Raw genomic sequence first — 24,500 nt, 5'->3', positions numbered from 1 at the left:
GAGGTGTGAACGATGAAAAAACAGTTGCTGACACGATCAACAAATGAACGTAAAACACTTCCGGTCGAGGAGCTCTCAGGTAAAGAGATCGCTATAATCGGTATGGCTTTAAAAGTGCCTGGCGCTGAAACACTGGATGATTTTTGGAGTAATCTGTGCCGCGGCGAGGAATGGATCGGCGAAGCCCCGATGGAACGAATGGCTCTGACCGGATCCCGAACCACCGGTAATAAGCCTCCTCTAGCCGGTTATTTGACTGAAATCGATGCGTTTGATTCATATTTTTTCCGTATTCCGCCTAAAGAAGCGGATATGATGGACCCTTATCAGCGCTTGTTTCTTGAAGTCGCATGGGGTGCAATGGAGGATGCGGGTTATGGCGGAGATCGGCTCAAAGGGAGCCGTACAGGGGTTTATGTAGGATCAGGTCATGAGCATGAATATAAGCAGATTATAGGCTTCGCCCATCCCGAGTTGTTATCCCAGTCTGCGGTGGGGAATTTGCCGCCCCTTATTGCCAGCAGAATTTCATACCTGATGGATTTGAAAGGCCCAAGCCTGGTCGTCGACACGGCCTGCTCCTCCTCCCTTGTAGCTGTCCATCTGGCCTGCCAGGCATTGGTGTTGAGGGAATGCGAGATGGCTATTGCCGGGGGCATTCAATTAATGCTTGATTTGTCCAGGCCCTCGCCCAAAATCGGCATCGAGTCCGCTTCATCTGCGGTTAAAGCTTTTGACGCAGAAGCAGACGGTACAGTCAGGGGAGAAGGGGTTGGAGCGGTGCTGCTAAAGCCGTTGTCACGGGCAATCACCGATAACGATCCCATTTATGCAGTTATCAAGGGAAGTGCATCCAATCAGGACGGAAAATCAATCGGTATCACATCTCCCAATATGTCCGCCCAAGAGCAGCTTCTGATATCGGCGTGGAAACAGGCGGGCATTCAGCCATCAACACTTTCTTATATAGAAGCTCATGGAACCGGAACGCCCATTGGCGATCCCATTGAAATTCATGCGATTCAAAATGCTTTTCGCGCTTTTACAGACAGGGCGCAATTCTGCGCCATTGGCTCGCTCAAGCCTAACATCGGACATTTGTACCATGCAGCCGGCATTGCCGGACTGATCAAATCTGCCCTGGCGTTGCAGCGCGAACAAATCCCCCCTTCGTTACACTTTAAGCGGCCCAATCCGCGCATTAATTTTGCGGAATCGCCAGTGTATGTCAATTCAGAGCTGTCCGAGTGGAAGCGCAGTGACGAAATCCGCAGATGCGGTGTCAGCTCATTCGGGATGAGCGGGACAAACTGCCATGTCGTTCTTGAAGAAGCGCCGCTTAGAACAAATTCAGGTAATGCAGGTGGGGAACCGGACGTACCGGCTTTGCTTACGCTATCTGCCAGGTCATTGACCTCCTTGCACTCGCAGATCGAGAAGTACCGCCTTTATCTGATTACATCACAGCCCTACGAATTCAGAGACATTTGCTATACCTCAAACCTCGGAAGAGGACAATATGAATATCGTCTTTCCGTCATTGCCCATCATTCAAGAGACATGCGGGAAAAGCTGGCAGCCCTACGTTATACGGATTTTGCTGTGGTTACCGGCAACCTCGGCGCAGGCATTTGGTTCGGGGGACCCGAATCCGGGACCGCTGACGCACAAACCGTTTCAGAACAAACGCAATGTGCGGACGAGAACAGCAAGTGGGAGAGAGCTGCGGCTCTTTATGCAGAAGGACACGGCGTCAATTGGTATGCTTTGTACGCCGGTCAATCCCGAAAGACGGTATCCGCACCCACCTATACGTTTGACAGGCATAAACATTGGATGGCTGGTACCCAATCGGATGAAGAGATTATAAATGATATGAAGAACAGGGAGGTCCGGCCCAAAATGAGGGAGAGGGCAGTAAGCGATGATGAGCTGAGGGGAGTTACGGAACAACTGAGAAATATAATTGCCGATGTATCCGGTTACAGTCCGGCGATGATTCATACCACCAAAAGTTTTATGGAGCTGGGAATGGATTCGATCCTCCTGGTTAACGCAAGACATGCCATTAAGGAACATTTCGGCATCGATATTCCGATGCGGCGTTTTTTTGAAGATCTGTCAACGGCAGCGGATGTCGGCCGCTTTATCGCCGAGACCGGTGCAGGAATGACAGCGCAAATGGAGAAAGAGGCTGAAGTATCTGGAGAAGAGAGAACTGCTGCCTTAGAGGAAGCTGCAGCCGGTGCTGCGGCAGAGCATACAGTAGCGCTAGTCCAGGAGTCTGGCAGTGTAGCCTTCAATTCAGGTCTCGAAAGTATTATTCATAAACAGCTCGACTTAATGAACCGGCAGCTGCAAATCATGGGAACCAGCCCCGGTCAAGTTGGGCTACCTACTTCTGTTTCTTCTGTTTATCCGCCTGCCGTCCACACTCCAAAGCAGGATGAATGCGCGTCTATAGGCCTCAATGCGAAGGATCGTCCTTATATTCCTTATCAACGGCTTGAAACTATTGTTAAATCAGGCTTTACAACCGTCCAGCAACATTTTCTGAATAGCTTTATTGCCCGTTATACAGAGAAGACACGCAAATCACAGCTGCACACCCAGTTCTACCGCAAGGTCGCGGCCAATAACCGCAATGTGGCAGGCTTTAGACCTTATTGGAAGGACATGGTGTATCAGATTGTAGTCGATCACGCCGAGGGCTCCGCCATTACTGACATTGACGGAAACAAATATATTGATGTAACCATGGGTTTTGGCGTCAATTTGTTCGGCCATCATGCCCCCTTCATTGATCAGGCAGTGGAAGAAGCTCTGCAAAAAGGAATGTGCATAGGCCCGGTCAATGCCACAGCAGGTGAAGTGGCTCTAGCCATAAAAGAGCTTACAGGAATGGAACGCTCAGCATTTTTCAATTCTGGAACTGAAGCGATTATGGTTGCCGCCCGCTTGGCACGGGCAGCTACAGGCAGACCCAAAATCGCCATCTTCTCCGGATCGTATCATGGGACTTTCGATGGTGTACTGGCGATGAGCACCGGAACGGATGGTACAGCAACACCTATCGCACCGGGAATTCCATCCGGCATGATAGGGGAGGTTATCGTGCTGAATTATAACCATCCTGATTCTCTTCACATCATTAAGCAGCATGCCAATGAGTTGGCAGCCGTTCTGGTGGAGCCGGTTCAGAGCCGGAAACCGGACTTGCAGCCCGCAGGTTTCCTGAAAGAGCTTCGTTCCTTGACCACACAATGCGGCATTGCGCTAATCTTTGACGAGGTGATTACCGGATTCCGAATTCACCCCGGCGGCGCACAAGCCTGGTTTGGAATCCGGGCCGACATGGCCGTGTACGGTAAAATCGCGGGCGGAGGTCTGCCTATTGGGATTGTTTCGGGCAGCTCCGAGTTTTTGGATTGCATAGATGGAGGCATGTGGACGTTTGGTGACGACTCCGTGCCTTTGCAGGAGGAACGGAGAACATTTGTGGCAGGAACCTTCTGCCAGCACCCGCTGGCGATGAATGCTTCCCTTGCAGTCCTGCGGCGGCTGCAAGAGGAAGGTCCCGCCTTGCAGGAAGAGTTGAACCGGAAGACACTGTGGCTTGCCGATACCTTAAACGCTTTTTTCGAATCGGAGCAGGTGCCTCTTTCCATAGTAAGTTTCGGTTCGCTGTTTCGGGTGGTACAAAAATCGGATGCAGAGTTGCTCTACTATCTATTAGTGGAGAAGGGGATATACATTTGGGAAGGCCGGAATTGCTTCTTGTCGCTCTCACATACGATGGAGGACATTGAACAGATTGTGAACGCGTTCATAGACAGCGTACGAGAGCTGCGCGAGGGCGGTTTTCTTCCGCCTTCACCGCCCCCGGAAGGTGGAAAGAGGCTTCCGGAGCGGCCAATGTCTAAAAGGGAGACTAAGTCTATCCCGCTGACTGAAGAACAGCGGCAGCTTTGGTTCGTTTCACAGATGGACCCGGACACCAGTGAAGCTTATGCAGAAACCGCCGTATTAAGGCTGCATGGTTCGTTAGATGTAGGCCGGCTGCGGGCCGCAATCAGGCAAGTTATCGGCAGACATGAGATGCTGAGGACCCGTTTTGCCGAAGACGGCAGCCTACAGATTATCGGTTCCGCCGGTGAAGCTGATCAATACTATGGCTGGTATGAAGAGGAGACGGGCAGATACCCTGAGGATACAAGCAGACTTTGGAAGCTGCTTCCCGGAATAAGTGACCCTTTTAATTTGACGAGTGGCCCCCTCATCCGGTTCGGTCTGCTCCATTCCGGGCCCGGGGAGCACAGGTTTATTGTCCGGGCTCATCATATTGCCGCGGATGGCTGGTCTATCCTGCGTATTGTGGAGGAAATCGCTGGATATTACTCGGGAATCAGAGCGTATAATCCTCCTGCACCTGTACCCTTCTCCGCATTCGCAGAGTGGCAGCGGACAATCCCCGAAGCGGATATTCGCCTTGCCCGGGATTACTGGAGGGCCCGGCTTGAATCTCCGTTTCCGGATCTGTCCTTTCCCACAGGCGGAATCGGACATTCAACTGCCCGATTGGGGAAGAAATGCTGCATAACTATCGGTTCGCAGCTGACCTCTGAGCTCCGGGCTGCCGGAAAACGCAGCGGAGCTTCGCTGTTTATGCTGATGCTGGCCGCCTATAATATTCTGCTCTCCAGATTGACCGGAAGCCGGGATATTACCGTCGGTATTCCGGTATCCGGCCAGCTGGCGATGGGCGCTCCGCATTTGATAGGACAGTGCGTGAATCTGCTTCCGTTTGCCAGCAGCATTCCACGAACAGCCCGTTTCGGGGACTACGTCTCCCAAATGAGAAAAGAGCTTCTCGAATGTCTGGAATACCAACATTGTTCCTATGCGGATATTGTAAAAAATCTGAGTATAGCCGGAATTTCACTTCAGCCTCCTGTAATTCGTACAATCTTTAACTTTGACAAGCCTTCCGCATTTTATTTCGGAGATATGGAAGCAGGCCTGGAATCGTCTCCGTCTTCCAGCATTAAATATCCGTTCAGTCTGAATGTGCTGGAAATGGAACATGAGCTGGTTCTGGAATGGGAGATGGGAGATACCTTATCCGTCAGCGATACTGCCCTAGAGTGGATAGAGGCTTACTGCCGTCTCCTCGAAGAGATCGTTTCGGACGGAGGAGAAACTCTGGCATTGCATGATGTAACCTCTGCAGGGGAACCCGAAACGATCCTTCCGGGATCCGGAATGAAGCAAGAAGCGTATGCCGGGTTAACCGGAACCGTCCGAGATGATGATGGAGTGCCTTGTCTGGCGGGCGTACCGGGTCAGCTCTGCTTGATACGCGCGGACCTCTGTGACGAGATTCCGACAGAAATGGCCGCTGTCAGGCAGGGTAAAGGCGGCATACAAATACTCGGTTTGATGAATCGACTCATCTGTGTCGGCGGTTACCGGGTTCATTTGGACCGGATTGAGGCACTGCTAAAGGCGATTGGCTCCTCGGACATTGCGGTGATACCGGGACCGGAAGTTGCGGGGTCCAAACTGTTAACCGCCTTTTATGAATACAAAGACGGACAGCAACGGAATGAGTATGCAGGAACTAAATATGCGGAAAAGGTTCTGCCACAATCGTTAGTGCCTGCCAAATGGTACCCTATCGAAGGCATTCTACCGCAAAATGAAGCCGGCGAAACAGATTATGAGCGTTTGTCCGGCTATGGCAAGAGCCGAGAGTCATCTCCTGAGCCTCCAGCTTCGCCGGTACAAGAGCTGATTCTAAGGATATGGCAGGAAGTGCTTAAACTCAAAAACATCGGAATTCATGACCCGTTTATTCTCTCAGGCGGCAATTCACTGGCGGCAACCATTATTGTGGCGAAGCTGGAGAAGGAATTGGGTATTATCGTGCCTCTTAATCTTATGTTCCAGCACCCGACGATTGCCACTTTCGCCGCAGCCCTGGACGGAAGATCAAGGAGTTCAAGAACCCATATCCCCGTAGCGGAAGAGGCAGAATCCTATCCTTTGTCACCGGAGCAACGTTCCATATTCGCAGAGGAGCGAATGGGCGGAGCAGGAACTGCCTACAACATTACCGGACTGGTTGAAGTGGAGGGCTCTCTTGATATCGGCCGCATGCAAGAGGCTGCACATAAACTGGTTCAGCGGCACGAACCTCTCCGCACCTCTTTTCATCTGGAAGAGGACGGGCCGGTACAAACCATTCACCGGGAGGCACACCTCGGGATTCCTGTTCATACATGCTCATGTACAGCCGGCGAGGCCAAGGCTCAGATTCTGAATGCCGTAAGACCGTTTAGCCTCGAAGCTGAACCCTTGCTGCGGATTGAAATATGGTTGAATGAATCACAACCCGGCGCGGCTTTTCTGCTGATGGATATGCATCATTTGATTGCGGATGGTATTTCAGCCACCATTCTGTTCGAAGAGCTGATCCGTTTATACAGTGGAGAAGATCTCCCTGAGCCTCTGCTTCATCATAAGGATTATTCCCAGTGGCTGCTTGGCAGAGCAGGTGCCGGATATATGCGGGAAAGCGAAAAATACTGGAGGCGGAAACTTGAAGGAGACCTTCCGCGGCTGGCTTGGACTACCGACTACCCCCGATCCCCAGTTCGCAGCATAGCGGGTGAGCGTTACGCGGTCAGCCTGCCGTCCGGATTATTTAAGGATATCAGAAACTATACGGCTCGGAACGGATTCACCTTATATAACTATGTGTTGTCGGCATTTTATCTGCTGCTCTCCAGCTATGCCAATCAGGAGGACTTGGTCATTGGGACTTCCGTCTCGGGCCGGGTACACCAAGACATTGAACGGGTTCCGGGAATGTTTGTTCATACAATTCCGCTAAGGCATACCTTAAAAAGAGACCAGCTCTTCTCCGGTCTGCTCCAGGACGTTCAAACCGAAACGCTTGAAGCGTTCAGCCACCAGGAATATCCGCTGGAACGGCTGAAAATTTCTCCAGACACCAGCAGAGGGATCGGCCAAAACCCATGGTTCGATACAGTCTTCTTATATCAACATACTGCGGTAGGAACCCGGACCATGCAGGTTGGACATACGAACTTCACCGCCTTGGAGCAGAAAAGCCGGACCGCCAAGTTTGATTTGACGCTTGAAGCGGTAGAGACAACGGATCAGCTTACGCTGCTGCTGGAATACAGCACGGCATTATTCGATCCCTTAACCATCGAAGCTATGGGCAGCCAACTATTGACCATCCTTGAAACGGTATCCGCTCAGCCGGACATCCATGTATCGGACATTGAGCTTCTGTCTTCACTGGAAAGGGAGCAATTGCTGCACGGGAATAACCGGACGACAGTTGTATATCCGGAAGACAAGCCGGTGTACAGACTCTTTGAGGAGCAGGTTCTCCGGACGCCGGATGCGGTCGCGGTCTCCTGTGAAGGTCAGCATTTCACCTATGCCGCAATCAATGACAACGCGAACCGTCTGGCAGCACGTCTTCACAACAATGGCGTATCCACCGAAGTTCCTGTCGGACTGGTTATGCACCGCAGCCCGGCACTGGTTGCTGCAATTCTCGGAATATGGAAATCTGGCGGCTGTTATGTACCGATTGATCCTGTATACCCGAAGGAGCGGATTTCCTATATTCTATCGGATAGCGGAACGGGCTGTGTCATTGCGGACGGGTCATATGCTGAACTGGCTGAATATAAAGGACTGGTAATTCAGGCTTCAGAGGCGATGGCAGACGGGCAAATACCGCCGGAGAATCCGGAGCAAATGAGCGGCCCGGATAATCTTGCATACATTATGTACACATCCGGTTCAACAGGTAAACCTAAAGGCGTCATGGTAGAGCATAGAGGATTAACCAATTATATATGCTGGGCGGATCGGACGTATATTAGGGGCGATGAGCTCGCCTTTCCCCTGTATTCCTCCATCTCCTTTGATCTGACGGTGACCTCGATGTTCACACCGCTTGTGTCAGGCAACCGAATCATAGTCTATCCGGAACCGGTGGAAAGTGCGCTGGAGCGGATCATTTGCGAAGGCGAGGCCAGGATTGTAAAACTGACGCCCTCTCATTTAAAGCTGCTTCATTTATACGATACAAGACGTTCGGGGTTGAGACGCTTCATTGTGGGAGGAGAAGCGCTGGAATCCTCTGCTGCGGCAGAGATCCTGAAGCTGTTTGGTCCCGGAACAGAGATTTACAACGAATACGGTCCGACAGAAACGGTCGTCGGATGCATGATCCACCAGTTCAACCCTGCCGGGAAGCGAAGTCAGGTCCCGGTTGGAATACCGATAGACAACATCAGGCTGTATATCGCTGACACTGCGGGCCGGCTGCAGGCCAGGCACCTTCCAGGAGAGCTTTGTATTGCCGGTGCCGGAGTAGCCAGAGGCTACCGGAACCGTCCAGAGCTGACACAAGAGCGGTTTGCTTCCGGATGGTTCGGAGAAACGGGAAGCGTGTACCGCACAGGAGATCTCGTACGCTGGCTGCCGGAAGGCATCATGGAATACATGGGCAGATTAGATGACCAGGTGAAAATCAACGGATTCCGGATTGAAACCGGAGAAATACAGAACCTGCTGCTGGAGCATCCCCTAATCCGGGAGGCGGCGGTCATTGGCCAACCGGAAGCAGACGGCAGCAAGCGTCTTTACGCATACTACACATCGGATAATAAGCTAACCTCTGAGCAGTTGACGGCGTTTTTGTCTGCTCAGCTTCCTTTGTACATGCTTCCGTCCGGGTATATCCGTTTGGACAGGCTGCCCCTTTCCGCCAACGGGAAGCTGGACATTAAGGGCCTGCCGGAAGCGGTACGCGGAATGCGTCATGAACAGGAAGCAGGATTGCCTCAGAATCAGGTTGAAACAGAGCTTTTGGACATCTGGCGTTCCGTTCTAAGGGTCTCCGATGTCCGGACGGATGACGATTTTATTCAAGCAGGCGGGGATTCCATTAAAGCGATCCAAATCGCCGCTCAAATGAAGAAGAAAGGCTACCGCGTCGACATCGGAGATATTATGCGCGGACAGACTGTGCGCAGAATCGCTCAGCTTACCTTACTGAAACAAACTGAGCAGGATACAGAGCAAGGACCGATGGAAGGCGAGGTACCTTTAGCTCCGGTTCAGCGCTGGTTTTTTGATCAATCCTTTACAGATATGAACCATTGGAACCAGAGCATAACCTTGAACCGTCCCGGCCGGTTTGACGAAGACCTAACCCGGCAGACGCTGGAAAGACTGATCTGTCATCACGATGCATTGCGAATGACATTCAAACAGACCGCCGGGGGGATTCGGCAGCGGTGTCAACGAAAAGAAAGTCCGGCTTTCGGGTTCCGCACAGGCGGCTATTCAGAAACAGCAGACCCGGAGACAATACAGGCAGGCTTCGCTGACCGAGAACGGTGGATCGAGACAGCTCATCAAGCCATCAATCTGGAGCACGGTCCGCTGGTTCAGGTAATTCTCTGGAGAACCCCGGAGGAAGACGCATTAACGCTGATTGTTCACCATCTGGTGACAGATGCGGTATCCTGGCGGATTTTACTGGACGATTTCTACGACATCTATACCGCTCTCGAGAACAAGCGGGAACCCAAGCTTCCCGATAAGACCAACTCGTATAAACATTATGTGAACATGATGAAACAATACACCAGCAGCGAAACAGCGCAGCGTGAACTGATCTATTGGGTGGAACAATCTTTGCGGCCCGCGTCGCAGCTCCCAAGAGACCTTGCCACCGGAAACGGAACGGTTCGTGACGCGGAAGTCTCGGTGCTTCATTTTACCGAATCGGCTACAGCGCTGATTAAGAATTCGGCCTTACGCTGCGGAGGGGATATCCCTGCTTTACTTCTCACTGCATGGGGATATGCGGTTTCCTGCACCGGCGTTAAAGACGGTATATGGGTACACCTGGAGGGACATGGGCGAGAGGCGTTAGCCGGACATCCGGATTACACACGGACAGTAGGCTGGTTTACATCACATTATCCCGTATATCTTAACGCCGCTGCAGCTGCGGAGCCGGCCGGGTATGCAGCTCAGCTGCACAGCGAGCTTCAACAGCTTCCGAACAAAGGCGCGGGGTATAACGCCATTAAATATGCTGAGGAAAATATAAAAACACAACATAAGATACTAAATATACTTCCCGAGCTTTGCTTTAACTATATGGGTGAACTGAATGATGAGGCCTACCGCTCTTTATTCCGGGTGTCAGATCTTTCTATGCACGGAACGGAGAGCCCGGAGTCGGAACGCCCATTCCCGGTTGTGCTTAACGCAATAATGAAGGATCAGAGGCTGCTTATCGAGGTGGATTACAACCGGCATGGGTTTGGAGCAGAGTCAATGTTGGCCTTGCTTAAAGATTTCTTAACCGGGTTGGAATTACTGCTGTCATCAGGCGGCGAATACATTGTCCCGTATACGGAGCCACAGCAGTCAAGGCTTGTTTCAGAGGCTGAGCTAGCTGCGCTTCACACAGTCTCCAGTGTTGATTTCCATAAGGCCTATCCGCTGTCACCTATGCAGGAGAGCATGCTGTTTCATCACCTTCGCTATCCCGGTTCTCCAGCCTATTTCGAGCAATGCGTAATCAGGCTGAAAGGTGTCCTTGACCCGGAGCGGATGCGGAGCTGTTTCCAAATACTCACGGATCGTCATGATATTCTACGGACAAGCTTCGTTGTGCAGGGACTTAATCGTCCGCTTCAAATTGTCGCGAAGAGCTGGGAGGCCGCATTTCGCATAGTAGATATAGCCCTGAATCAATTTCTTGAAGAGGATTTAAGCAAACGGTTTGAGGTAACAGGGGAAATTCCTGTTAGAGCGGCGCTGATCCATACGGGCCATGACGAACACATCCTCGTCTGGAGCTTTCATCATATTTTGCTTGATGGCTGGAGTGTAGGTCTGATTCTTCGGGAATGGTTCAGTCTCTACGCTTCCAAGCGTTCACATTCCGCCCATGTCCGGCCGGCTCCCGCTTACGGCGATTACATTGAATGGATTGAGGGCAGCGAACGGCAGGAAGCTGAGGCTTATTGGAGAGCTTATCTGTCTGGTTACGGCAACAAGAATTTACTGCCGAAAGAGACCGGAGCAAACAGTACACCTTACTGTCAAGGCGAGCTGAAGGAAGCTCTGAGCAGCAAACTGTATAAGGACCTTAGCCGGCTGTCCGCCGAACGCAGCATAACACTGAATAATCTGTTCCAGGCTGCATGGGCTGTAGTTCTTCAGAAGCTGAATGATGCCGATGACATTCTGTTTGGTACAATTGTTTCCGGACGGACACCGGAGGTCCAAGACATTGACCAAATGACAGGTTTATTCATTAACACTGTTCCTGTACGGGTCAAAGACGGAACCGGCTCGTTTCTTGAGCTGGCTTACCGGCTTCAAAGAGAAATGCTAGACAAAGAACCCTTTTCTTATCTGCCGCTATCAGCTGTCCAGAGTGCTGGAGGAGGGACGAGTATCAACCATGTCGTTATTTTTGAAAATTATCCGCTTCAGCTGGAATTACCGGACCGTCTTGAACTGGTGGATTATGAGTGGCACGCGCATACGAATTACGATTTCAACCTTGTTGTGGAGCCTCTTGACGGTCTCACGATTAAATTTGTCTATAACCGGTCTGCCTTCGACGAGGGAGAACTCCGCTTCTGGCTTGCATCATTGATGACTGTTCTGGAGAAGGTTACAGCGTATCCAGAAGTTTCATTGCAGGATATCGTCCTTGAACATCTGCCGGAAGAGGCGGAGGACAAGGGGCAAAGCGGAAGTGTCATTGAATTTCATTTCTAGCCAAACGGGAGAGGGATAAGTGTATGAATAAGGGTGAATGGACACATGAAATTCCGGCAGGGTCTGAACTTAGAAAACAAAAGAAATATTGGCTTAAAAAAATGCTGGATCTGCAGGAAGAAGAACCGCTGCTGTCACTTTCCGTTCCACGGATGGAACTACCCTTTAAGATTCACAAAGCCGAGTCCAGTATACCCTCTGAGCTCGGAGAAAGACTGTTTCGGATGAGCGGTAATTCCCCGGAGGCGTTATATCTGATCATACTTGCTGCCTTGAAATGCCTGATTCATAGATATACAGACGGAAGCTCGGTTACTGTGGCCTGCCCGAATCGTATACGCATTGCTGCCAGTTCAGACCTGTCTGAAGCTCAATGGATTCCTCTAATTGATAAGAAGCCGGGAAAGAGTTCCTTTCGTGAATGGCTGAATGAGGTGATGGACACTTACACGGAAGCTTTTCGAAACGCAGACTTCCCGATGGATAAGGTCATTGCGGATATGAAGGTAATCCATGACCGGGATTATTCGTTTCTTCGCCATATCCGGTTAGGGATGAGAGAGCTTCATGGTGAGATGGAAGCGAACATCGAAGCGGATGTTACCGGATTGCTTATAGAGATCGAGCTGATGGGAGAGCACCTGCACATTAAGCTGTGCGGATCAAGCCGATATTGGCCTGAAAGTACAGTTGACCGATTGGCGGCTCAATTTATTCATCTCCTGCAGGAGCTTACCGCGTATCCGGATCGACCGGCTGCGGAGTGCTCATGGCTTTCTGAAGAAGAACGCAAAATAGTATTAGATCAATATGCTTCAGGCCAACCAATGCATTCGAACGGAAATGTAATCGAGATGTTCGAAGCACAAGTCCTCCGAACACCAAATGCTGAGGCAATCATTACACCTGAAGAAGTCATGAATTACTCGGGGTTGAATCAGCGTGTTAATCGTTGGGTGAACGCGCTGAACCGGAAAGGAATCCATAGCGGGGAAGCGGTAGCCCTATTTCTGGACCGAGGATCGGAAGCAGCAGTGGCTATTCTGACTGTTTTGAAAATAGGGGCTTGCTTTCTCCCTGCTGATATCAATTCTCCGGGTGAAAGAATCCGGTTTATGTTTGCAGATGTTGGCGTCAAACGGGTGATTACTCAACACAGATATGCAGACAACCCGCTATTCACCGGTATTGAAGTGATCGAATGCGAGGATCTTGATGCTGAATGGGAAGAAAGAGAAGTCTACCCTCCGGTTACAGGCGAATCGCCCGCCTACATTATTTATACTTCCGGTACGACCGGCACCGCTAAAGGCGTTGCTGTCTCTCACCGGGGACTGGCCAATTCCATCCATTGGAGACGGGAAGAATATCGCCTGGATGAACATGATCGGACCATTCAACTGTTTTCTTATTCCTTTGATGGTTTCCTGACCGCTTTCTTTACTCCACTGGTATCCGGAGCGAATGTATTTATGGCTAATGAAATTCAGGTCAAGGACCCGCTTCGGTTAAAACAGCTGCTTATCGTTCATCAAATCACACATTTTATTTGCGTTCCCGCGCTGTACCGCCTTTTGCTCGAGCAGATTAAGGAGAATGATGGCCTCCGGCTCCGGATAGTTACGCTGGCCGGTGAACGGATTACACCTGTTCTTGTGCGAGAAAGCCGGTGTCAGTTACCCGATGTAGAAATTGTTAATGAATATGGACCTACGGAAACCAGTATCGTAGCCTTGTGTAAAAGAGAAGTTTACCCTTCAGAGCACATCGCGATCGGCCGGCCGATCGCCAATATGAAGGCATATCTACTCGATGACCGTCTGGAGCCGGTTCCCCGGGGCATAGCAGGGGAGCTCTGCCTATCCGGACCGGGACTGGCTGAAGGTTATCTCAACCGGCCGGATCTAACCGCGCAAGCCTTTGTCCCTCATCCGTTTATCCCCGGAGAACGGATATATCGAACAGGCGATATGGGGAAATGGACCGAAGACGGGGAGATCATCTGCCTCGGCCGCAAAGACGCCCAGGTCAAGCTGAGAGGCTACCGCATTGAATTGTCTGAAATCGAAAGCCGGTTAGCAGCGTATCCCGGCGTTCAGTCGGCAGCTGTACTGTGCGAAGAGGAAGACGGCGTACCAGCAAGGATTGTGGCCTATCTGGAATGCGATTCAGTCCAGGCTAAAGAACTTCGGGAGCAATTGCGTTCGGAACTACCTCATTATATGATTCCTGCCCGCTATTTCCGGGTTGAACGCATGCCTTTGTCCGAGAACGGTAAAATTGATAGAAAGTCACTTCTCCTTCTCGAAGATCCCGCTGATCTCGATGCAGAAATTAGGGAGCCAGAGAATGAAACCGAGCGGCGGTTAAGCGATATTTTCAGCGATGTCCTGCAAGTAAGCAAAGTATCGACAGATGTTAGCTTTTTTCATGCCGGCGGTCATTCCTTGAAAGCGACCATGCTGATGTCACGCATCCATAAAACGTTTGGTGTCGAAATCGGTATCGATGATATTTTTGAATTGCAAACCATCCGGGCTCTGGCAGCTTCCATTGCAGAACAAGGAACGGCGGCTTACCACCCGGTCACACCCGCCGCCCCGGCCGGTGATTACCCGCTTACTTCGGCACAAAAGAGGATGTATGCCCTTCAAAACCTGGAGCCGCAATCCGTTGCATACAACATGCCGGAGGCGCTGATTGTGGAAGGTGATTTGGATCAGGAACGTCTGTCTGATGCCGTCTGCAACCTGATTAAGCGGCATGAAGTTCTCAGAACTACCTTTAAGATGATCTCCGGGGAACCTATTCAGGTGATACACGATGAATACCCCTTTATTCTGGATGTTTCTACTCCACAGACAGCTAATCCCGAAACGGAAATAAGCAGATTTATGCGGCCGTTTGACCTTGGAGCTTTGCCTTTATTTAGAATTGGACTTCGGCATCTAGGTAACCGCAAGCATTTGCTGCTTATTGATCTCCACCATATCATTTCGGACGGTGCTTCCGTGGGCCTTTTTATTAAAGAACTCGCGGAACTATACAACGGGCAGGCTTTGACGGAAGCGCCGCTGCAATATAAAGATTATGCTGTCTGGCAGCTGCTGGGCAAAGAACGTGACGAAGTGAAACAACAGGAAAAATACTGGCTGGAGCAATTTGAAACCGGCGTTCCCGTGCTTAATCTTCCCTATGATTATAGTAGACCTAAGTTAAAAAGTATGAAAGGCAGCCGAGTTTCCTTTACCATTGACGCGGCACGCACAGCTTCCTTAAAGAAGGCGGCCTCCGGCCGTGGTGCAACTTTGTTTATGATATTATTGTCAGCCTATCATCTCTTACTGGCTAAATTATCCGGTCAGGAGGACATTGTCATAGGTTCACCAGTTTCGGGCCGTACCCAAGCCGAACTGGAAATGACGATGGGGATGTTTGTCAACGTGGTCCCCCTCCGTAATATGTCCTCCCAGGAGCTTACATTCACTTCGTTTCTCGAAGCGGTCAAACGGAGCACGCTGGGGGCTTTTGAACATCAGGCCTTCCAACTGGAAGACCTGGCACACAGTCTTGGCGCCAGCCGGGACCCGGGGAGGAGTCCTTTGTTTGACACGATGTTTGTGCTGCAGAACATGCCGGAAAACCGCTTTGATTTTCGCGGTCTTCATTTTACGCACTACGGCATTGAGCATTCCGTTTCCAAATTCGATTTAACTCTGGCAGGTTTCGAAGGCGGCGACGGTATACTTTACTTTGATCTGGAGTATTGCTCACATTTATTCGCTAAACAAACGGTGGAACATTTTGCCGATTATTTTAAGCATATCGTACAAACCGTGCTGGATCAGCCCGGTATCCGGCTCTCAGACATCACTTTATTGCAGAGAGAACAACTGCTCCAGCATTGGTCTTCATTCGGAAATGTTCATGCAGCCGAACAACCGGTTCTAACCTTTCCTGAGCAAGTCATATGCGCTGCAGAGCGATATCCCCACCACGATGCTTTAAGAATGGGCGAATCGCGTATGACTTACAGCACGCTGGTTAACCGGGTTGAACAACGGGCGAACGGGCTGATACGTAGCGGCATCGGATCTCAAATGGTGGTAGCTGTAAGGCTGGAGCGATCTTTCGAAATGATCATTTCTTTTCTTGCAGTCTTACGTTCAGGGGCCGTTTATCTGCCTATTGATCCTGCATTCCCTGCAGAACGAGCAGAGTATATGCTCCAGGATGCACGAGCTGCCTTGCTAATTACGGATCAGGACGAAGATCAGAGGCTGGCCTTTGACGGAGAAACTATCCTGATCTCTGAGCTGGATGGACCTGCATCTTCTCTGGACATTCCGGTACGGAGACCACAAATGAATAGCCTTGCCTATATTATTTATACTTCAGGAACCACGGGCAAGCCCAAGGGGACAGCTTTGGAGCATGGAGGTTTGGCCAATCTTCCATTCTATTTCCAAAGCAGTCTCGGGGTCGGACCGGATGACCGGATTATTCAGTTTGCACCATGCACTTTCGATGCATCCATCTGGGAATTCGTTATGGCTCTGTCGGCAGGAGCAACACTGTGTCTGATACCAAAGGAAACAATCGGTGACCCGGAACAGCTTGAGCAATATGCAGAAGAGTTATGCGTTACAGTAGCGACGTTGCCGCCTGCTTACATGGCGCGGCTGCGGCCGGAACATCTCCCCGGCATGCGCCTAATCATTACGGCGGGTTCGGAGCCTTCTGCTGTCCTATTGTCCAGATGGTGTCTTCACATGCGCGTAGTCAACGCTTACGGCCCTACGGAAGCATCGGTATGCGCAACTGCATGTGAGGTAACGGAAGACCTGCAATCTGCAGCGGTACCTCTCGGAACCCCTATCCCCAATGTCCGGATCTGTATAGTTGATTCGGCCATGAATCTGCTGCCTCCCGGAGTCACGGGAGAGCTGTGCATCAGCGGAATAGGGCTGGCCAGGGAGTACCTGAATCAACCGGAAATCACCGCCCGGCAATTTGTAACCTTGGATATGCCGGGATTCGAACGTATGTACCGAACAGGTGATTTGATAAAGCAGCTTACTGACGGCAGCATTCTGTATCTGGGCAGAGCCGATAATCAACTGAAGATCAGAGGCTGCCGGGTTGAACCGCGAGAGGTAGAGGCGCAACTACTCCGGATGAACGGAGTCGAGAGTGCAGCAGTTCTTCCCAAACGGCAAAGCGGGGGGGAACAGGTTCTTGCTGCTTATTATACCGGCGATTCAGCTCCGGAGCCTAAGGAGATAAAGGCACTGCTTACTGGCCGGTTACCTGATTACATGGTGCCGGTCTTCATATTAAAGCTTTCAGCACTTCCGCTAACCCGGAATGGAAAGATTGACACGGAAGAGCTGCAACGTCTTTCGGTGAATGGCCCAACCTCAGATATAGTTAAGCGTCCACCGGCCAATGATTATGAAGCCGCCATTCTGAACGTGTTCAGAGCCGTCCTGGACACCGATGGAATTGGCCCGGATGATCATTTCAGTGAGCATGGGGGCGATTCGCTTTCAGCGATGAAAGCCGTATTCCTGCTGAAGGAGAAAGAGCTGTTTGTCGAAGTGAGAGATTTGCTGCTGCAACAGACGGCTGCTGCATTAAGTCATTGTGTGCTTCAGCGCCTCTCGGAAAGCAGTTTTTATGAACCCCGGGCAGGTCAAACCAAGTCTGATAGCTTGAAGCAGTCTATCGGCAATGATACAGGGGTAACACCGGAACTTACGGAAATGCTCCGGCTGCTGGAAGATCAACAACAGGACTATGCCGCATGTTTACACGAATGCACTGTGATTAGCCACATTCCGGTTAATGCCGTACAGGCTATGCACTTACAACGTTCCGAAAACGTGGGTGCCGTTATTCCGGTCCCGCTGGGCCTATCCTTGGAAGATATCCATCTGGCTGTGCTCCGGATCATTCAAGAGCAGGATATGCTAAGAGTATTCCTTGCCGGTGAAAATCGCAGATCCTGGGTACTCCTTGACCGGCCGAAGCAGATCATACTACCCTTTATCAAGGTGCGGGGGGCAGCTGCCGGGGAACAGATGAAACAGCTGATCCATGAGCAATATTACACACCCTTTGATTACGATATTCCAGGAAGTCTTTTATACCGCTTCGCATTGATCGAAGATGTAACCAATAACAACAAGGTGCTCGTATATGCTTCCCACCACGCATTGTCTGACGGACTCAGCTGCAGCCTGATTGCAGAAAGCCTGTTTCAGCAGAGCCCATCTGCCCCGGCGGGCAGACCGGCTACCGGTTATCCGGACTTTGTTCGTTTATTGGAGAATGGCCCGCAAGACATCAGTCTTATGGAACTTGAACAACGTTTCGAGCTGCTGTCATACCGCCAGCTGAGTACGGAGCTTGAACACAAGACCTCCCATTTCCAGAAAGGCAGTTCATCCTTTTCTCTTAACTACAAGCTCTCCAGTGAACAGCCGGAGGATGGCTGGCATACGGTACTTCAACTATTGATGATATTGGGCCGGGAATTCCTTCAGATGGACCGGCTGCCTGTTCGGCTCATCAGTGCCGGCCGGAGATACGGAAGAGAGACCTTTTATCATGTGGCCGGCAACTTTACCGATTATATACCGCTTGTCCTCTCCGCTGCGGAACCGGCGGGTCAGACGCTACACCGGATCAGAAATTTAACACAAGCTGCCGGGGATCATTTCATCCGTTTTGCAGATCTGGAGGATAATGCTGCGGAACAAGGGATTATGCTTAATTATTTCGGAGCCATGCAGGCAGACAAGGATGAGGAGTGGATGCCGGAAGGCGGTCCGTCTATTGATGAAATGGCTATGCACTATGGCATCAGTTGTTATGTGCGTCATGAAGAGAACATGCTTAAGGTTCATATTGCACTTCCGTTCCAAAGAGATGTTGAGACCTTGAAATTACGTTTGGCGGATAATGCACTGCGCGAATCCTTGTCCTAAAAAACATGTATAAAGAGCCTCCGTTCCCTTCGGATATATTCGAACGTTCGGAGGCTTTCTACTCTACAAGGAAAGGCCGTGAAGCTATGGGTAGAGTTGTGGTGTTCAGTTATCCTTATTTTGGCCATGTCAATCCGACAATCGGGCTCGTGAGAGAGTTGGCAGCTAGAGGAGAAGAAGTCTATTACTATACAATAGAACCGTATATGAAATATATAAGCATGAAAGGTGTCTTTTGCCGCAGCTATGGTGATGTGCTTAAAGAGCTTGAAGAAGAAATTACTATAACTACAACGGAGCCGTTGGATGTTCTGAGGCATATCGTTCCGCATAAACTGGACAAGCACAAGCGTATGAGCAACCTGCTGATTGAGCGGGTTATGGCAGATGACCCGGACTATATTATCCGGGACTGCGAAGCTTATTGGGGAAAAATGTTGGGTACGATACTGGATGTTCCTGTTATCTGCTATATCACAACGATTGCCTTGAGTGAGGCGATGATGGATCAACAGCCTGAATTTTTTCTCAAAAACGTATTAGGCAGCCGGACGGACAGCTTTACTCCAGTGACAAGCGGACTACGCTTCAGTGAATATTTAAACCAGTACACAAGGGAGCTGTCTCAGCCCTATAAGGTCGATTTCAAGGCCATTGATGCTTTCTCGGGCGCGGATGATCTGAATCTGGTTTTTACCACACCTGAATTCCAACCGTTCGGAGAGTACTTTGGACCAGACTATGTCTTTATAGGGCCTGTGATCAGAACGGACGAAGATGAGGAAGACGAAGGTCTAGCACAAGTTGCTGGTTCATATACGCTCATCTACATATCAATGGGTACGGTGTACAATGAATGCCTTTCATTTTATAAGAAGTGCATCGAGGCCTTTAGGACTAGCAACTATCGTATTATCATGTCAATAGGGATGCGGATTCATCCGGATGAACTGGGTGATCTTCCCGCCCATTTCACAGTGCAGCCGCGTGTGGCACAGAATCGTATACTCAGACAGGCAGATGTCTTTATCACACATGGTGGACATAACAGTGTTAATGAGGCATTATACCATCATGTTCCAATGGTTTTGTTCCCCCAGGCCGCAGATCAGTTCGTCGTTTCTGGCCGGGTTGAGCACATTGGCGCGGGTATTTCTGGGGACAGCAGGACTTGTTCGGCGGAGGAGATCGCTTCAATGACACTTCAGGTTCTCGATAACCCCTCCTACCGCCAGGCTTGCCAGAGAGCAGGAGCGTTCATCCGTCAGACTAAGGGGCCTCAACTGGCTGTCGATAGGATATCCGCTCATTTGAAAGGAGCCGGACTATGGGAAGAGTAGCAATATTCAGCCTGCCTTTTTACAGTCATGTAAAGCCTACTTTGCCTCTAGTGGAAGAGTTAATATCCAGAGGAGAGGAAGTGATATATTATTCGGATGACGCTTTTAGAAGCCTCCTGGCGGATTATGACGTAACCTTTAGGAGCTATGGTGATATGCAGGGTTTGTTTACCGACAACGATCCGGGCATTTACCTTAACAATCCCAAACGAATGCTTGACTACCTTGTGCCAGGCGTCATCAGTAAAAGCAAAGCAGTCTTGAATGCGATTCTGCCGCAAGTCATGGCGGACTCTCCCGACTATATCCTGAGAGATTGCGACGCCTTCTGGGGAAGAATGCTCGGAGAATTGCTTGATATCCCTATAACCTGTTATACCCTAACCTTTGCATTGAACAAAGAACTACTAAAGCGGGACCCCGAGTTTCTGATCCGGCAGGTGTTCAAAATTCGGGAACCGGAACAAGCAGGAGCGGTATCGGTCAGTGAACTGGATAAATACGCTGAATCTATCGCCGAGAGGCATCACGTTCGCGGCTTTGGTCTGATCGATGCCTTCAGCGGCAACGAGCAGGTGAATTTGGTCTATACGTCCAAAGCTTTCCAGCCCCATGCCGGGGCATTTGACGGGCGTTTTGTCTTTATCGGCCCCCAGTTTCCCGGTATATCTCCGGAACATCTGCATGCTCTGCAAACCACCCCGAGAAAGCAAGATTCGGAACGCAAACAGCCGCTTATCTATATTTCTTTCGGTTCGATTTACACAGATAAGCTGGAGTTCTACCGGACATGCTTAGAAGCTTTCGGGGACAGCGGGGCAAGAGTTGTCATGTCGGTAGGTACAAAAACGGATGTAGCGCTCTTAGGGGAGGTTCCCAGTAATATTCAGGTATCCAATTTTGTTCCCCAGCTAGAAATCTTAGAAGAGGCTGATGTATTCATCTCTCACGCCGGTTATAACAGCGTGTGTGAATCGCTAATCCTTGATGTGCCCATGGTACTGCTTCCCCAGGGTGCCGATCAGTTTGCCATCGCGTCCCGTCTGGAAGAGCTGGATGCAGGCTGTTATCTGCATGATATCAATATTTCTGCCGGGCAGCTTAAAGAGATTACCTTCAGGACCATGCGAAATGAGCGGATGAGAACCCAAGCGAGAGCGCTGGGATGTTCCTTTAAAGATCGGACGGGGATCGTGAACGGGGTGGATTCTTTACTTGCATTTGTAAAAAGATAATATACTATTGACCCACAAGCACGGGCAGATCAGTTCATTAAATATCACTAAAGCTATAAGTTTCAACATACCGATAGCTTCTTCTACTGCCACGGAACGATGGTACAAGCCAATGCAGCGTTGAACAGAGGCATTTATTATCAGAATCACAACGATGTCTATGTATGCCAGTATTTCCATTCAGAGCTGACCACAGAGATCAATGGAGAGAATATCCGCATTCATCAATCTCAGGATCATATGAGCGGAGGCATGCTGAACTCTTCGAATACCGCAGGACAGCAGGAATTGAATGAGATTACAGCTCTTCACGGGAAATCTGCGGATCACAATGCATTCAATATCATACAGCGGTATTGGAAGGACGGCGATCGAGTCAGTTTACACAGCTAGAAGATGTTGCCTCTGAGTTGATCATGGAAAATGTACGGGAGAGGGGCAACTGGCGCTGTTTCTTCAAAACGGCCAATCAGGATCCGGGAATTCAGCTGAGAAGAATTCGCGATATCGGTCATATGAGTTACCAGAAGTATGAAGACAGGAATTATAGTACGTACCGCAGAATCTATCTATATAAACCGGACTTAAACAACAACTATTCAAATGACTGGTTGTACGTCTTGCAACTTTGTCACTGAAATCATTGCTATACGGAGAACTTAATAGGCCGTCCAGCATGCTCTATTGCAAATAAAAATTATATATAGAATAGGAGAGAATAAAATGATTGATTTATTACAATTACAAAAAAGAGTTTATCAGAATAAAGTTGCAAAAGGATTTAATGTTACAGATATTTTCCAGGAATTCTGTTTCATATATGGCGAATTATCAGAGGCTTGCGAAGCTTATCTGAAAAAGAAAGACGATTTGGGCGAAGAATTGGCTGATGTTGCACTCTACTTAATAGGACTTTCGGAACTTCTGGGAATTAACCTGGAAGAAGAGATCCTACATAAAATGGAGAAAAACGAAAAAAGAAAATACGAAAATAAAGATGGTGTGCTTACAAAAGTAAGCGAATAATATATAGATTTCCTGCAATATGATTTTCAGCAGTTGATCGATCCCTTTTACACCAAACAGGCCAATGATCTTGAGGATCATTGGCCTGTTATTCTGTTCTTAGTAGACGCCTACCGCATTGTAAGCTTTGGTTACGGCAGTTACTTGAGCCGAGCCTGCTCCAAACAATTCCGTTGCCGATTGAATGATTGCTGTGCGTGCAGCAGAGAAGTTGGATGAGGTCGTAAGGTAATATACAAGTGCATTGTAATAGATTTGAACGGCATCCTCACGGCCGATACCTGTGACCGTTACACCGTTAAACGTACCGCCTTGGGCAGCCAGATAGAAAGCTTTGTTATTGATTCCGCTGTTCGTATGCACACCGCCTTCATCACCGGTACCGGTATAGCGGTCGCTGTATTTGTCAGGCTGTCCGTACAATGGGGGATTAGCCAGTGAGCGGAGTGCGTCACCCGCTACACCCGGTGTATATACTTTATCGCCGATCAGCCAGTTCGCACCTTCAATTGAATTTCCGATAATGTCGGAGAAGGACTCATTCAGTGCCCCTGGTTCTCCATAGTATTCAAGATTGGATGTTTTCTCAGTTACACCATGCGTCAGCTCGTGGCCCACAACATCCAAGTCACCGGACAGCAGTGTAAAGGTAGATCCATCTCCATCACCGAAAACAATTTGCGCACCGTTCCAAAATGCGTTGTTATAGGAAGTGTAGTAATGGACGGTGGAACGGATCTGCAGTCCGTTGTTGTCCAGGCTGTTGCGGCCGAAATGCTGGAGATAATAATCATAGGTTCTCTCAGCATACGTGTGGGCATCAACCGCGGCTTTGTCAGTCCAGACATTGTTGGTGCTGGTTAAGAGCGTCCCCGGAAGAGAGGTCTTGTTTTTGGCGGTATACGTCACAATGCCCTTGCCGCGGGTACTGTCATAGAGCTGATAGGTTGAACCCGAGAGGCGTGTCTCGAACGTTTTGGTATCTCCAAACACTCCAGTACCCGTACCCGTCAGGTTCTCTAAAATATTATATTTGAACAGTACGCTGCCATTCTCCGCAGAAATGAAGTACCGTATCCGCAAAGGCTCGGGCTCCAGAACATTCACTTCCGTTTTATAGGCTAATTTAGGTTCTCCGTCAACGATGAAATAATATAAATCCGCTGTAGGAGTAACCTGCGGCTCACCAAGCGGTCCATGTTCCAGCGTCGCATCCTGCTCGGCTGCCAGAATGGCATCTGCTCCGGAAATGGTTTGGAGCTGAATCAGCGGCTGCGGAATCGTCTGGTAAACATCTTCAACTACGCTTCCCAGCAGGGAGGTAACGTTGCCGGCTTTGTCGATATGCAGAGTTTGATCAGCTCCATATACCGGTATCCCCGAGATATACTGGCTTAAGCGGTAATGCTGGCTGCCGGTCTTGCTGTTTGTATTTTGCTCTGAAATTTTGAATTTTCCCCGAATATCCTCTTTAGCCGAAAGATTCAGGTTACCTTTCACACTTTCAAGATATCCCCATACTTTGTCCTCAGAAGCGGAGCCAGCAGGAGCTTTCCAGGATTGGTCCGTAATCGAAATAGGGGACGAGCCTGAGAAGAGTTCTACAGGATTATTGCGTTCATTGTTTTCAGCAGCAGTGCCCACCGAGGCAAAGGATCCAAGTGCTACAACACCTGCAAGAAGTGAAGCTACAGTCTTTTTCATATTAATACTCCTCCGATCAAAATGGTTGGTTTTAAGTTATGCCGGGTTCTTGTAGACATCCTTTTATCTAGCCTGTGTACTCAAGCTGCGATCTGGGGTGCAAGGACTTAGGCGGCGAACAACCTTAAATGTACGGAGGGAGAGAGTGTGGAGACGGCAAAACCCCTTTCATGAAATTTACAACTACACTCTTGTTCACAGACCCCTGAAATGGATATATATGAAAATAATGTAATTATAGTGTTTTTATTATATTTTGGAAATTGAATATCAACTGTGATAAGAATCACAATTAATGCAATAAATTTAATAATCGATAATTATGCAATAGAAACAAA

Annotated in this window: 7 protein-coding genes; 6 read left to right on the top strand and 1 reads right to left on the bottom strand. The window is 49.7% G+C overall.

Translation table 11 applies throughout. The annotated features are described in order from the left end of the window. Window positions 1-12: 12 nt before the first annotated feature. From GC101_RS01345 to GC101_RS01320, 6 genes are all read left to right on the top strand, one after another. The gene (locus GC101_RS01345) at window positions 13-11,865 is read left to right on the top strand and encodes a non-ribosomal peptide synthetase (RefSeq protein ID WP_171715801.1); all 11,853 of its coding nucleotides are present in this window, start codon (window positions 13-15) and stop codon (window positions 11,863-11,865) included. Between the two features lie 23 nt (window positions 11,866-11,888). Continuing rightward, on the top strand, window positions 11,889-18,857 hold the full coding sequence (locus tag GC101_RS01340) for a non-ribosomal peptide synthetase (RefSeq protein ID WP_171715800.1): 6,969 nt from the start codon (window positions 11,889-11,891) through the stop codon (window positions 18,855-18,857). 86 nt (window positions 18,858-18,943) lie between these two features. Beyond that, window positions 18,944-20,197, top strand: coding sequence for a macrolide family glycosyltransferase (locus tag GC101_RS01335; RefSeq protein ID WP_171715799.1), 1,254 nt, complete (start codon window positions 18,944-18,946; stop codon window positions 20,195-20,197). Continuing rightward, a complete protein-coding gene (locus GC101_RS01330) occupies window positions 20,185-21,432 on the top strand; it encodes a macrolide family glycosyltransferase (RefSeq protein ID WP_171715798.1) in 1,248 nt (415 codons plus the stop codon). Before GC101_RS01335 ends, GC101_RS01330 begins: the two co-directional genes overlap by 13 nt. A gap of 120 nt (window positions 21,433-21,552) precedes the next feature. Beyond that, window positions 21,553-21,825, top strand: a complete 273-nt coding sequence (locus tag GC101_RS35925; RefSeq protein WP_246354109.1) for a hypothetical protein — start codon at window positions 21,553-21,555, stop codon at window positions 21,823-21,825. A 330-nt stretch (window positions 21,826-22,155) separates the two neighbouring features. Continuing rightward, window positions 22,156-22,458 (top strand): MazG-like family protein, encoded by a 303-nt coding sequence (locus GC101_RS01320; RefSeq protein WP_216626417.1) that lies wholly within the window; start codon window positions 22,156-22,158, stop codon window positions 22,456-22,458. Window positions 22,459-22,557: 99 nt separating this feature from the next. Here GC101_RS01320 and GC101_RS01315 read toward each other — a convergent pair whose 3' ends face one another. Continuing rightward, the gene (locus GC101_RS01315; RefSeq protein ID WP_171715797.1) at window positions 22,558-24,162 is read right to left on the bottom strand and encodes a M4 family metallopeptidase; all 1,605 of its coding nucleotides are present in this window, start codon (window positions 24,160-24,162) and stop codon (window positions 22,558-22,560) included. Between the last annotated feature and the right edge of the window lie 338 nt (window positions 24,163-24,500).

The sequence above is a fragment of the Paenibacillus phytohabitans genome, from assembly GCF_013141775.1.
Taxonomy (GTDB): Bacteria; Bacillota; Bacilli; order Paenibacillales; family Paenibacillaceae; genus Paenibacillus_AQ; species Paenibacillus_AQ phytohabitans.
Note: the sequence above shows the minus strand (reverse complement) of the source record. Positions and strands in the feature narration are given on the sequence as shown.

What these genes read in the sequence shown, in the direction of transcription:
- GC101_RS01345 (WP_171715801.1), top strand. Translation starts at nt 13, where the DNA reads ATGAAAAAACAGTTGCTGACACGATCAACAAATGAACGTAAAACACTT.
- GC101_RS01320 (WP_216626417.1), top strand. Translation starts at nt 22,156, where the DNA reads ATGATTGATTTATTACAATTACAAAAAAGAGTTTATCAGAATAAAGTT.
- GC101_RS01330 (WP_171715798.1), top strand. Translation starts at nt 20,185, where the DNA reads ATGGGAAGAGTAGCAATATTCAGCCTGCCTTTTTACAGTCATGTAAAG.
- GC101_RS01335 (WP_171715799.1), top strand. Translation starts at nt 18,944, where the DNA reads ATGGGTAGAGTTGTGGTGTTCAGTTATCCTTATTTTGGCCATGTCAAT.
- GC101_RS01340 (WP_171715800.1), top strand. Translation starts at nt 11,889, where the DNA reads ATGAATAAGGGTGAATGGACACATGAAATTCCGGCAGGGTCTGAACTT.
- GC101_RS01315 (WP_171715797.1), bottom strand. Translation starts at nt 24,162, where the DNA reads ATGAAAAAGACTGTAGCTTCACTTCTTGCAGGTGTTGTAGCACTTGGA.